The sequence below is a fragment of the Uniformispora flossi genome (assembly GCF_049534875.1).
Taxonomy (GTDB): domain Bacteria; phylum Actinomycetota; class Actinomycetes; order Streptomycetales; family Streptomycetaceae; genus Yinghuangia; species Yinghuangia aomiensis.
On the sequence record NZ_JBMULZ010000014.1, the window covers coordinates 231,860 to 244,529 of the forward strand.

At 71.3% G+C, this 12,670-nt stretch carries 12 protein-coding genes; 4 read left to right on the plus strand and 8 right to left on the minus strand.

All coding sequences use genetic code 11. From position 1 onward, the window contains the following. Positions 1-22 precede the first annotated feature (22 nt). Positions 23-226: a transcription antiterminator/RNA stability regulator CspE gene (cspE, locus tag ACPA54_RS27605; protein ID WP_020557813.1), complete on the minus strand. Its 204-nt coding sequence runs from the start codon at positions 224-226 to the stop codon at positions 23-25. Positions 227-540: 314 nt separating this feature from the next. Next, positions 541-1,581, minus strand: coding sequence for a carboxymuconolactone decarboxylase family protein (locus ACPA54_RS27610; RefSeq protein ID WP_423534088.1), 1,041 nt, complete (start codon positions 1,579-1,581; stop codon positions 541-543). Between the two features lie 520 nt (positions 1,582-2,101). On the opposite strand from ACPA54_RS27610, the gene ACPA54_RS27615 reads away from it, so the two are divergent. Beyond that, positions 2,102-2,596 (plus strand): hypothetical protein, encoded by a 495-nt coding sequence (locus ACPA54_RS27615; RefSeq protein ID WP_423534089.1) that lies wholly within the window; start codon positions 2,102-2,104, stop codon positions 2,594-2,596. Between the two features lie 261 nt (positions 2,597-2,857). Continuing rightward, positions 2,858-4,234, plus strand: coding sequence for a hypothetical protein (locus ACPA54_RS27620; RefSeq protein WP_423534090.1), 1,377 nt, complete (start codon positions 2,858-2,860; stop codon positions 4,232-4,234). Positions 4,235-4,258: 24 nt separating this feature from the next. Here the strand turns inward: ACPA54_RS27620 and ACPA54_RS27625 are convergent, their stop codons facing one another. Together ACPA54_RS27625 and ACPA54_RS27630 are read right to left on the minus strand one after the other, a co-directional pair. Further along, entirely contained in the window at positions 4,259-4,447 is a 189-nt protein-coding gene (locus ACPA54_RS27625) for a hypothetical protein (RefSeq protein WP_423534091.1), read from the minus strand. 160 nt (positions 4,448-4,607) lie between these two features. Then, positions 4,608-5,417 carry a crotonase/enoyl-CoA hydratase family protein gene (locus ACPA54_RS27630; RefSeq protein WP_423534092.1) on the minus strand — a complete coding sequence of 270 codons (810 nt, stop codon included), beginning with the start codon at positions 5,415-5,417 and terminating at the stop codon, positions 4,608-4,610. 221 nt (positions 5,418-5,638) lie between these two features. Here ACPA54_RS27630 and ACPA54_RS27635 point away from each other — a divergent pair, with 221 nt between their 5' ends. After that, entirely contained in the window at positions 5,639-7,255 is a 1,617-nt protein-coding gene (locus ACPA54_RS27635; RefSeq protein ID WP_423534093.1) for an acyl-CoA synthetase, read from the plus strand. Between the two features lie 243 nt (positions 7,256-7,498). Here ACPA54_RS27635 and ACPA54_RS27640 read toward each other — a convergent pair whose 3' ends face one another. Continuing rightward, positions 7,499-9,040 carry an acyl-CoA synthetase gene (locus ACPA54_RS27640; protein WP_423534094.1) on the minus strand — a complete coding sequence of 514 codons (1,542 nt, stop codon included), beginning with the start codon at positions 9,038-9,040 and terminating at the stop codon, positions 7,499-7,501. 117 nt (positions 9,041-9,157) lie between these two features. On the opposite strand from ACPA54_RS27640, the gene ACPA54_RS27645 reads away from it, so the two are divergent. Then, positions 9,158-9,799, plus strand: a complete 642-nt coding sequence (locus tag ACPA54_RS27645; protein ID WP_423534095.1) for a TetR/AcrR family transcriptional regulator — start codon at positions 9,158-9,160, stop codon at positions 9,797-9,799. 153 nt (positions 9,800-9,952) lie between these two features. Here ACPA54_RS27645 and ACPA54_RS27650 read toward each other — a convergent pair whose 3' ends face one another. From ACPA54_RS27650 to ACPA54_RS27660, 3 genes are all read right to left on the minus strand, one after another. Further along, the gene (locus ACPA54_RS27650; RefSeq protein WP_423534096.1) at positions 9,953-10,735 is read right to left on the minus strand and encodes an SDR family oxidoreductase; all 783 of its coding nucleotides are present in this window, start codon (positions 10,733-10,735) and stop codon (positions 9,953-9,955) included. Between the two features lie 114 nt (positions 10,736-10,849). Next, positions 10,850-11,755, minus strand: a complete 906-nt coding sequence (locus tag ACPA54_RS27655; protein ID WP_423534097.1) for an oxygenase MpaB family protein — start codon at positions 11,753-11,755, stop codon at positions 10,850-10,852. 20 nt (positions 11,756-11,775) lie between these two features. Then, positions 11,776-12,357, minus strand: a complete 582-nt coding sequence (locus ACPA54_RS27660; RefSeq protein WP_423534098.1) for a hypothetical protein — start codon at positions 12,355-12,357, stop codon at positions 11,776-11,778. Positions 12,358-12,670 lie beyond the last annotated feature (313 nt).

Here is a 12,670-nt window from a genome sequence, read left to right on the forward strand (position 1 = left end):
GGCCGTTCCGGCCGAAGCGTGATCAGAGCGGGCGAACCATCTCGGCCTGCGGGCCCTTCTGGCCCTGCGTGACCTCGAACTCGACCCGCTGGTTCTCCTCAAGCGAACGGTAGCCGTTCGTCTGGATTGCCGAGAAGTGGACGAACACGTCGGCGCCGCCGTCATCCTGGGAGATGAAGCCGTAGCCCTTGTCCGCGTTGAACCACTTGACCGTACCGGTGGCCATGTCTTCTTCCTTCATGAAAACCTCGGCCGCCGCACTTCGCGGCGTCCGGGTCGCTTACGTCGAGTGGTCCCACTCCCCGCGAAGTACTCCGGGATGGAAAAACGCCTACGGGGCAGTCAAGTCCGCAGGCGTCGGTCTTGCGAGGGAACTACTTCTACTGCTTGCAACCGCGAGCAACGTTACACGGGAAGATCCGGGTGCAACAGCCCTTCGCCACCCGAATCGTACGGTCCGCAGACGGCGGGTCCGCGGCTGTTTCGCGGGCCCGCCGCCGTTCGCATACCGGCCATGTCGCCGTCATCCGGCCTGCGGATTCACCCGCCCGGGGTGGGTATCACCATGGTCGGAAAATCGTGCGGAACAGTCCCCAGAGTGACCGCGATCTTCGAGAAGCCCATGAAGAGCGCGAGCCCGGCGGCCAGCTCCACGGTGCCGTCCGGGCCGTACGCGGCGAGCAGGTCGTCGCGCACCTCGGCGCCCCTCTCCTCCCCCATGCCGTGCGGGTCGCCGAGGAAGAAGTCGGCGAACCGGATGACCACCTTGTGGCGTTCCTCGAGGGCGCTTTCCTCGAAGCCGTCGGCGATCAGCTCGACGAGGTCTTCACCGAGGCCGTCCTCGCGGGCTTGCGCGAAGCGGACGTTGCGGCAGTAGCGGCAGCCGGTCACGCGGGCGTTGCGCAGCCGGGCGACCTCCTTGGACGGGTGGTCGACCACGCCGTCCCACCACAGCGTCGCGTACATCCGCAGGAACGACGCCAGCAGGTCGGGCTGGAGCGCGAGCGGGCTGGCCGCGATCGGGTCGGCGGGGTCGAACACCGGCGGGCCGGGCGGCGCGTCGGGGTCCGGGCCGGGCGGATGGACGAGCATCGGGTACGGCAGGTCGGGATCGGTGTCCTGCGCACCGAGCACGACCTGGAACCGGTCGAAGCCGTCGAAGATCGCGCACACCATGGCGAGCCCGACGAGCCCCCTGTCGCCGAGCAGCCCGGCGAGCTGCTTGCGCTGCTCGTCGGTCACCGACTCGGGGGCGAGCACGAACTGCTCGGCGAACAGCAGGCATGCGGACTCGGCCGGCGTGAACACCGGGTCGTCCGAGCCGTACGGCACGCGCTCGATCCGGGCCTCGTCGAGGCCGGCGTGCACGGCGGCGCGGCTGCGGGCGGCTTCCTCGACGCCGCACTCGAGCAGTCCGGCGATGCGCAGCCGGACGAGTTCGGTGAGGACGGGGTCGAGGACGTCGGGCGACCAGACGCGGGTCACGTAGTCGCGGTAGCGGGTGTAGAGCGAAGGGCGCAGTCCGAGTACGCCGTCCAGCTCGGTGAGGCCTTCGGCGCTCTCCGGTAGCCAACTGGGCACAGCGGCACCTCTCCTTCCCACGTTGGCGCGTACGGGCGGCGTACGCGGGCGGCTCCGCCGCGCCGGGCACGGAGAGCCCGTCGCGGCGGAGGAAGTGGCGGGTCTCCGGCGATCCGGCGGCATATGTAACAGATGCTCCGTGCAGCCGGAAGAGGCGTGCGGGCGGCGCGCCGAGGCGGGTTTCCGGCGTGCCGCCGGCCCCGGCGGCGGTGCGTGACGGCGCGGCGACACAAGGTGCGACACGGTGTCCGCTGAGCGGACACGAGGCCGGAAAACCTGGGGCGCAACCGTCCGATTGGGGTCGCCTACGGAGCGCGCAAGTAGCCCGTTTTGTTCTGTTCGTCACCCTTGCTAAACCCGCGAAGGTCGACAATTTCCGACATTTCGGTGTGACTTAGCTCATCTTTTGACGCGTTCGGCGGTCTTCAGGCCGCATCCTGTCCAAGGCGGTCTGATCCACAGGCCGGCACCACACACGCAGCCTGTGCAGTAGACCGCAACAGACCCCGAGGAGCCGGACATGGACCTCGACCGCAAGGATTTGACCCCGGAATGCGCCGCCGCCGCCCGGAAGCTCGCCGGCACGGTGATCGCGCAGCGCACCGGGTCCGCCGTACGCCACCCGGCGTTCGCCGGCTGGGCCGGCGTCGTGGCCGGGCAGGCCGACGACATCGCCGCGGGCGCACCGCCCTTTCCGCGCGCCAGCCTCAGCTACCTGGCCCGGTCCCTGAGGGACGCCGCGCACGCGCACGGCAGCCGCGACCACGAGGCCGCCGCCGCGTCGTTCGCGTCCGCCCTGCGCTTCGCACGCAGCCTCCTGCGCACGCTAGAGCGGTATGCGCCCGCCGCCATGCCGACGCTGTGCGACGCGTGCGGGGAGCCGTACGTCGCCGGACTCGCGCGCGTCCCGCGGCAGATGCCGTCCCGGCATGCCGAAGACGGGCCCGCGCACTGGGTCACCAGCCACGGCGCGACGTTCCGGGCGGAGAGCCACGTGCCGTGCTCTGCGGCCTAGCCGTACCGATCACGAGCACGGACCGCTCCGGAGCCTCGGCTCGCCGCCGCGACTGAGCATCCCGGACGGACACCGTGCATCGGGCCGGGGCTTCGGCTCCGGCCCGCCTGACGTTCACGCGGACTTCGCCCGCACGCCACCGCACCGTGAGGAACGTGTCGACGCGGTCACCTAGCGTGCGTCCATGAGCGAGCGAAGCGAGCGATTCAGCCTGGGGGATGCGCTTCGCGATTGCGGCGCCGAGCCCAGTGAGGTGCCGGTATGAGCGCGCCGGCGGCCGCACCGGCTGCCCCCTCGGCCGCGGCCGCTCCCCCGCCGCGCCGGACCCCGGCGGTCCCCGACACCTTCCCGCGCCCCGCGCGCACCTCGCGTCCTTCCCTGCGGCCGCGGCTGCGCGGCGCGCCCGCCCGTATCCGGGCCACCACCGCTCTGGTGATCCTGCTGGTGGCCGCGCTGTTCGCGGCCCTCACCGTCGGCGTCGCCAAAGCGCGCGGCAACGTGCACGCCGTCGGCCGCAGCGCCGCCCCGCAGGCCGCGACCGCGTCCGACCTGTACTTCGCCCTCGCGGACATCGACGCGCAGGTCGCCAACGTGCTGCTGATCGGGCACGACGAGCAGATCGGCAACAAGCAGTCCGCGCTGCGCCAGTTGCGGCTGCGGCGGGCCTCGGTGAACACCGACGTGCAGGCGCTGATCGACCGCGGGCTCGGCACCGCGGACGCCGGTACCGCGGGCCGGCTGCTCGCCGGACTCGCCCGCTACGACGCCTTGGCCGCGCAGGCGCAGGCCGCGGACGACCAGGTTCAGGACCGACCCGTCGGCCGTCCGCCCGCACTCGCCGTGAACTACTACCTCGCCGCGACCGCGCTGATGCACCAGGACCTGCTGCCGGCCGCCGACCGGCTCGGCCGCGGCGCCGAGGACCGCTTGTCGGCGGCGGCGAGCGACGGGAGTTCGACGGCGAAGCTGACCTCGGCGGCCGTGTGGGCGGTCGGCGGAGCGACGCTGCTGACCTTGCTGGTCTGGCAGTTCACCCTCGCCCGGCGCTTCCGGCGGATCCTCAACCCGGGGCTGGCCGCGGCGACGGTCGCGGTGGCGGTGCTGACCGTGCTCGGCGGTTCCCTGCTGTCCGACCAGGGCACGCGTGTGCGGGACGCGAAGAGCACGTCGTTCGACCCGTTCAGTGCGCTGGCCCGCACCCGCGCGGTGGCGTCGGACGCCAACGCGGACGAGAGCCGCTACCTGATGCTGCCCGAGCGGGAGGGCTACTACCGGGCCCAGTTCGCCGCCAAGTCCACAGCCCTGGAACCGACTTCGACGTCCCCTGGGCTCACCGCGCGGCTGGCCGCGTTCCGCCGCGACGACAGCACGCTGCAGGCCGCGGTCGCCTCGGGCCGCCGCGACGTCGCGATCGGCATGGCGACCAACGTGGGCCGCGGCAACCTGGCCTTCGAGTTCTACGACTACCAGAGCACCCTCGACACCGAGGCCGACGCGCACCGCGCGTCCTTCGACACCGAGATCGCGGACACGGAGAACGCCCTCGACGGGTGGACGTGGCTGCCGGGGGTGGTACTCGGGGTGGGCGTGGTGCTGGTGGTGTTCGGTATCCGGCCGAGGCTGCGGGAGTACACCTGAGCGCGACGCTCGCGGGCGTCGGCGTCAGTCGTCCGTCCGTGCCCCTTCCGCCTGCGACGTCTCGCTCGCGTGGGACGTCTGCTCGGATGTGACGTCCTCGTCGGACGGGTGCATGTCCCGGCCGGTGACGATCACCCGCTCCGGCGACAGCACCACGTGGACGTCTTCGTGCGACTCCTGCTGGCCGGGCTCGTGGACCTGCGTGTTCGGCATGGAATCCTCCAGCGGCATCGGTGCGCGCCGGAACGCGCGGTTCCGCCGGACTCCATTGTCCCTCGCGGGCGCCCGGTCGGGCACGCCGTCGCGCTCCCGACCGGTGCGCCCCGCGCCGGCACCGGCGCTGCCGCGGCTCACCCCGCGGCGGAGGCCCCGCTCACGCCCGGCGGAAGACCGGCTTGCGCTTCTGCGCGAACGCCGTCGGGCCCTCCTTGGCGTCCGCGGTGCCGAACACCGGCTGGCCGATCTCCAGTTCGCGCTTGAGGGCGTCTTCCTCGGACAGGTCCGCGGTCTCGATGATCGAGCGCTTGACGGCCTCGACGGCGATCGGGCCGTTGCCGTTGATGACGGCGGCGATCTCCAGCGCGGCCTCGACGGCGGTGCCGGCCGGGACCACGCGGCCGATCAGGCCGATCTCGCGGGCTTCCTCGGCGGTGTAGCGCCGCCCGGTCAGCAGCATCTCCATCGCGTTGGTGTAGCCGATCTGGCGCTGCAGCCGCACCGTCGAGCCGCCGAGCGGGAAGAGCCCGCGCTGCACCTCGGCGATGGCGAACACCGCGGTGTCGCCCGCGACACGGATGTCGGTGCCCTGGAGGATCTCCGTGCCGCCCGCCACGCAGAAGCCCTCGACCGCGGCGATCAGCGGCTTGCGCGGCCGGTGGTGGCGCAGCATGGCCTTCCAGTGCAGGTCCTTGTCGGCGGCCATGCGCTCGCGGTAGACGGCGGTGTCGCCGTCCGCCATGTCGGCGCCGGCGAGGGCCTTGAGGTCCATGCCGGCGCAGAAGACGCCGCCGGCGCCGGTGAGGACGATCGAGTAGATGTCGTCGTCGGCGTCCGCCTCGAGCCACGCGTCGTAGAGGCCCACGAGCATCGGCAGCGAGAAGGCGTTCTTCGCCTCGGGGCGGTTGAGCGTCACGAGCAGCGTGCCGTCGCGTCGCTCGACCAGCAGGTGCGGGTTGGCGGCCAAGGCTCCTCCTTGAACGTGGATGTACGTGGATGTACGTGGATGTACGTGGATGTGCGGGGATGTGCGCGTGTGGCTGCCCACGGGTGGGCGCGGACGCACGGGAACGGCGATCATTGTCTCAGTCAAGGGTGTGTCGCGGTCAACAGCGTCACAACCTCCGCGGCACAGTAATTGCGTCACACTATGGAATTCGGCGATGCTGTCGGCCTACGCTCCGGGCCATGGAATTCAACCTTGCCGACCTCTTCGAGCACGCGGTTGAGCAATACCCCGACCGCGAGGCCGTCGTCGCCAATGGGGCGCGCCGGACATACTCCGAATTGGAGGAACGCGCGAACCGCCTCGCGCACCATCTGGCCGACGCGGGTGTCCGGCCCGGCGACCATGTCGCGGTTTATGCCTACAACATCATCGAGTGGGCCGAAGCGATGCTCGCGATCTACAAGATCCGCGGCGTCTGCATCAACGTGAACTTCCGGTACGTCGCCGACGAGCTGGCCTACCTCCTGGACCAGGCCAAGCCGGTCGCCATGCTCTTCCAGCGCCAGTTCGCCGACCGGGTCGCCGAGGTCGCGCCCAACGTCACCGGACTGCGGCACCTCGTGGTGATCGAGGACGGCACGGACGCCGACACCGACGCGCTCGGCGCGGTGCGCTACGAGGACGCCGTCGCGGCGGGCAGCGCGGACCGCGACTTCGGCCCGCGCTCCGGCGACGACATCTACCTGCTGTTCACCGGCGGCACGACGGGCATGCCCAAGGGCGTGCAGTGGCGCCAGGAGGACGTCATCTTCGCGCTCGGCGGCGGCATAGACCCGACCAACGGCGACCGCGTCGACCGCCCGGAGCAGCTCGCCGAGAAGGGCCGCGGCGGGGTCGGCACGTTCTTCCCGATCGCGCCGCTGATGCACGGCGCGACCCAGTGGGGTCTGCTGAGCAACCTGGCCAAGGGTCAACGCGTGGTGCTGATCGACAAGTTCGACGCGCACGACGTGTGGGCGACGGTCGAGCGCGAGAAGGCCAACGTCATCATGATCACCGGCGACGCCATGGCGCGGCCGCTGATCGAAGCGGTCGACGAGCCGCGCCCGGACGGCCGCGAGGGCGGGTACGACCTGTCGTCGATGTTCGCCGTGTCGTCCAGCGCCGCACTGTTCTCGCCGTCGCTGAAGGAGGCGTTCATGGAGCGCCTCGGCGTCATCGTGTCGGACGCGATCGGCGCGTCCGAGTCGGGCGCGAACGGCGTGGGCGTGGCGGTCAAGGGCCAGGCCGCGAACCAGGGCGGCGGCATCACCGTCAAGGCGGTGCCGGACTCGGTGGTCCTGGACGACGACCTGAACCCGCTGCCCGCGGGCGTGGTCGGCCGCCTCGGCCGCAAGGGCAACATCCCGCTCGGCTACCTCGGCGACCCGGTCAAGACCGCCGAGGTGTTCCGCACCGCGCCCGACGGCACCCGCTACGTCGTCCCCGGCGACTTCGCGCGCCTGGAGGAGGACGGCCGCATCACCCTGCTCGGCCGCGGCTCGGCGACCATCAACTCCGGTGGCGAGAAGATCTTCACCGAAGAGGTCGAGGGCGCGGTCAAGGACCACCCGGACGTGTACGACGCCATCGTGGTGGGCGTCCCGCACGAGCGCTGGGGCCAGACCGTCGCGGTCGTCGTGCAGCTCCGCACCGGGTCGGCGGAGCCGACGCTGGAGGGCATCCAGGAGCACTGCCGCACGAAGATCGCCGGCTACAAGGTGCCGCGCGTGCTGCGCTTCGTCGACGAGACCCGCCGCACGCCGACCGGCAAGCCGGACCTGCCGTGGGCGCTGGCGGTGTGCACCGCGGAGTAGTCCGCGGCCGCCCGGAAGTATTCGGCCGGATTCCCGTTCCCGGGAGTCCGGCCATTTCCGTCTCCGGCCCCGTCCACGGTTTTTTTTCCGCCGGCCGGTCGACACGTGTCACCGGAATTCCGCACGGAAATCACCGGCGGCCGCGGGCGGAAAAACCCAGCCGAATACACCGCCCGGTCCACCTCCGGGCGGTGTATTCGGACAACCGCCTGTGCGGGCTGCTTGACGCCCCTGGAATTCGCGTCAGACGGCCCGCTCGCGCCCCTCCCAATAAGGGTCGCGCAGGCGGCGCTTGCGGAGTTTCCCGTTCGGGTCGCGCGGCATCTCGACGACGAAGTCGACGCTGCGCGGACGCTTGTAGCTCGCGAGCTGCTCGGCGCAGAAGGCGATGAGGTCGGCGGCCAGGGCCTCGCCCGGCTCGTGCCCGGCGGACGGCTCGACGACCGCCTTGATCTCCTCGCCCCAGTCCTCGTGCGGGACGCCGAACACCGCGACGTCGCCGACTGCGGGGTGCCGCAGCAGCGCGCTCTCGATCTCCGCGGGGTAGATGTTCTGGCCGCCGGAGATGATCATGTCGATCTTGCGGTCGCGCAGGAACAGGTAGCCGTCCTCGTCGAGGTAGCCGACGTCGCCGACCGTGAACCAGTCGCCGATCCGGCCGCCGCGGGTCTTCTCCTCGTCGTTGTGGTACTTGAACGACCCGGTCTTCATGATCATGTAGACCGTGCCGACCTCACCGGGCGGCAGCTTCTCGCCGTCGTCGCCGAACACCGCGACCTCGCTGATCGGCCACGCCTTGCCGACCGTGCCGGGCTTGCCCAGCCAGTCCGCGGCACTGGCGAACGTGCCGCCGCCCTCGCTCGCCGCGTAGTACTCCTCGATGCAGGGGCCCCACCATTCGATCATGCGGCGCTTGAGGTGGTCGGGGCACGGCGCGGCGCTGTGCACGGCGTGCCGCATCGACGAGACGTCGTACTTCTCCCGGACGTCGTCGGGCAGTTGCAGCAGCCGGTGGAACTGGGTCGGCACCATGTGGGTGTGCGTCACCCGGTGGCGCTCGATCAGGCGCAGCATCTCCTCGGGCAGCCACTTGTCCATGAGCACCACGGCATGGCCGATGTGCAAGGACTGCGAGGCGTGCTGGAGGACGGCGGTGTGGTAGAGCGGCGACCCGACCAGGTGCACGTTGCCACGGCCTGGGCGCAGGCCGTAGATGAGCAACGAGCCGCCGTGGCGCGCGTCTTCCGGCGTACCTGTGGGCAGGGGGCGGCGAACTCCACGCGGGCGCCCGGTGGTTCCCGAGGTGTAGTTCATCGGCATGCCGATGCTGCGGTCCTCGGGCGCGGTGTCGGGCTGCCCGGCGGTGAGTTCGGCGACCGGTCGGAAGCCGGGCACGTCGCCGACGGCGAAGCGCGCCTCGGGGGGCAGGCCGGCCTCGTCGGCGGCCGCGGCGACCACGTCGGCGAAGCGCTCGTGGCCGATCAGCACCTTGGATCCGCTGTTCTCCAGGATGAACGCCAGTTCCGGGCCCACGAGATGGTTGTTGACCGGCACGATGTACATCCCGGCCTGGGCGGCCGCCAGGTACGCCACGATGTAGTCGGCGCCGTTCGGCAGCACCACGCTGAACACGTCGCCGGACCCGAGCCCGGCCGCACGGAGCCCGTGCACGAGCCGGTTCGAGGCCGCGGCGAGTTCGCCGGCCGTCCATTCCCGGCCGTCCGGGTCGACGAGGGCCGTCTGTCCGGGATTCTCCTGCGCGTACGCCCAGAACCCGTTCGCCACGGAGCCTTCCCTTCGTCGCCGCCCACGCCCGGGGCGCGGCCGCGATTGCTTGACGTCGTCCAGCACTGGCGGCCCCAGTATGTCCCCAACGAACGTTTGATGGAAGACTGAGCGCCGATGCGACCGCAACAGACTCCCCGAGCCCCCACCCCGGCGACGGCCCCGCAGGCCTCCCCGCCCGCCCCCGGAACCGGCCCGCAGCGCGCCCGGATCCTCGGCACCGCGCTCGCCCTCATGAGCGCCCAGGGGTTCGCCGCCACCTCGATGCGGACCATCGCCACCGCGTGCGACCTCAACGTCGCCACGCTCTACCACTACTTCCCGTCCAAGGCGGACATCCTCCGCGCCCTGGTCAAGGAACGCGCCTACCCCGACCGGTTCACCGAGACCCCGGCCGTCGACGCCGCACTGCCGCCGCGCGCCCGCCTCGTCGCGCTGATGACCCGGCTGTGGCAGGCCGCCCTCGCCGAACGCGCCTTGCTGCGCCTGATCCTCAGCGAGGGCCTGCGCGGCGACGAACTGTCCCGCGGCGTCGCGGGCGGCCTCACCATCGCCGCCGACGCCAGCATCGCCCGCTGGCTCGCCGAACTGTTCCCCGAACTCCCCTCCGGACGCACGCGGATCGCCCGGCTGCTGCGCGCGCTGCTGGAAACCGCGCTCGTCGACCACCTGGCCGCGGCCCGGCCGGGGGTGCGCGAGCGGCTCCGCGAGGAGGTCGCGGACTTGGCGGCACTGATCTTTCCGGAGGACCAGAGCTGAGGGGGACGGGGGTCCGCCGGAACAGGCGGACTCCCCCGCGCTTCGGGCCCCGCCGAGACGGTCGAAGGGGCGGCTGCCGCGCGTTACCGCGCGGCGCCCCGCCCCTTCGACCTGCGTCTGTGCTTCCGTACCCGCGTCAGCGGCGCGCAGCCGTCAACGCATCACGTGTCCCGCGTTCACCAGCAGCATCTGCCCGGTGATCGCCTTCGACCGGTCCGACAGGAAGAACGTCACGGTCTCCGCCACGTCCTGGTCCGACGCCATCTCCGGCAGCGCCATCGGCTCCACCAGCTGCGCCAGCACCTGGTCCGCGCTCTGCCCGGTGGCCTGCGACTGCATCGACACGAAGCCCTCCACCGGCGGACCCCACATCCAGCCCGGGGCCACCGAGTTCACCCGGATGCGGTGCGCGCCCAGCTCGTGCGCCAGCGCGTACATCGCCGACGTCAGCCCGCCCTTGGACGCGGCGTACGCCATCTGCGGCGCCTCGCGCGGCGGCACCAGCTGCGACTGGGTGTTGATGAACACCACCGAACCGCCGCCGTCCTTCAACGCCGGAAGCGCGGCCTTCGTCATCGCGAGGCTGCCCACCAGGTTCACCTCGACGACCTGCCGCAGGACGTCCCAGTCCATGTCGGCCAGTCCGCCGAACACCGTGTCCAGCGCCGCGCAGTTCACCAGGCCGTCGACCTTCCCGAACCGGCTCACCGCGAGGTCCACCAGCGCCTGGCACTGCGCCGGGTCGGTGATGTCGGTGACGGCCCACGCCACCCGCTCACCGGACGGGTCGATCTCCTCGGCCGCCTTCACCAGGTTCGCCTCGGTCCGCGCGCCGAGCACCACGTTGGCGCCGTCACGCGCCGCGGCCAGCGCAATACGGCGGCCCAGACCCGGGCCCACCCCGGACACGACGACGGTCTTGCCTGCGAGAATCATGCGCTCCGCTCCCAATCCCCCGTCACGTCGGTCTGACGATCCGTCAGATTACGGGCGGAGGCGCGCGAAAACCAGACCTGCGGACCGGCTGCCGCGGCAGTATCCGCTCCGGATCTACTCCGCCGCGGCCGGGTCACGGGGCAAGCGCGCCGGCGAGGGCATGACATCGGGGCCGAGCCGCTCGACCGCGGCCTTGATGTGCGGCGACTCGTACACCGTGCGCACCACCGGCAACACCGCCGACATCGTCGTCCGCAGCCCCCGCACCCCCGCGGTCACCGCGAACGGCGGCAGCGGACGATGCCCGTACATGGCATGCGCCCACGACGGGAGGGCCCCGTACGCCAGATCGGCGATCCGCCGCCACAGCAGCTCCCGGGCCGGCCACAGCACCGGATGCACCGGCGGCCGCCGCAGGAACTCCCAGACCTCGTCGGACTCTTCGGAACGCCCCAGGGCCGGCCGCACATCCTCGAAGTACGCCCGCATGGCCGCGCCGTTGTCCGGCACCTCCCGCGGCCCCAACCCGACCAGCGCGGCGGCGGACCGCTGCTCGGCGAAGTACCGGTCCAGTTGACCGTCGGTCAGCGGAAAGCCGGCCCGCCGGGCAACGTCGGCGTACGACACGATCGCCGCACAGTGGATCCAGCGCAGCAGAGCGGTCTCGTCTACGCGGTACCGCTCGCCCGTCTCCGGATCCACGGCGGTGAGATGGCTGTGGATCCGCCGCACGCGCTTGCCGATCCGCTCGGCCTCGGCGCGCGAGCCGTAGGTGCTGATGCCCACGAAGTCCGCGGTGCGGAACAGCCGGCCCCACGGGTCCTTGCGGAACTCGGAGTTCTGCACGACGCCCCGCACCGCACGCGGATGCAGCGCCTGCAGGTACAGGGCGCGCACGCCGGCCACCCACATGATGGGGTCGGCGTGCAGCTGCCACGTCACCGACTCCGGACCGAACAGACCGGGGTCCGGAGCCTCACCGCCCGCGACCGCGTCGCCCTTCGCCACCGTTTCCGTCACACGACGACTGTACGACCTGATCAGTCGACGGGCTGATACTGGCTGGTCTGTCCCTTGTCGTCGGTGAACTTGAGGACCTGCTTTCCGCTGTACGAGTCCTTGGTGAACTCGTACGTCGCGACGCGGGTCACCTTGGTGCCGTCCTTCTCCGACTCGTCGCTGCTGCCGCACCCGGTCATCCGCGTCTTGACCTTGCTGGGCTTGAAGGTGGTCTTCGCCCCCTCGACCGACACCTTGCCTTCGGTCCTGGTCGTCAGCTTGGTGGAGCACGCGTACACGGTGTTCTGCAGCAGGCCGTACTCGGTGTACGAACCGTCGCTCTCGATGGTCAGGATGATGCCGGTGCCGTTGGTCGGGGCGGCCGCCCCGGTCATCGCGTCCTCGTACTGGGTCAGCGAGATCGACGTCGTCGACCACTTGCCGACCAGGTCGGCCGGCACCTTGCCGCCGCCCTTGTCGTTGTTGCCGTCCGAGTTGCCCGGCACGCCGCCGCCCGCGAACGGGTAGCCGTCGCCGTCGTCGTCGCCGCACGCGGTCAGCAGGCCGGCCAGCAGGACCGCGCCGACGACCGCGGCAGCGCGCGTACGCATCGTGGATCGCATTTCGGGATCTCCCCCCAGAGAAGAAAGCCGGCGCACCCGAAGTCCCCCCAGACAACCGGGCGTTCGCGAACGCCCCGGTCGGTGCACCGTGTTGCGACCACGGTAGCGCGGCGGGCGTGCGGCGTCCGCCCCGGGGACAGGCCTGTGACAGAACACGAACGGCACCGGAACGCGAAAGGCCGGCGGAAGTCGCGGCGAGCCCCTGCGTTCGCATATGCCCGGAAATGCAGATAGCCCCGCCCGGTCACCCGGGCGGGGCTATCTGTAAGTAAATTCCGGCGGCGTCCTACTCTCCCACACCCCTTCGAGTGCA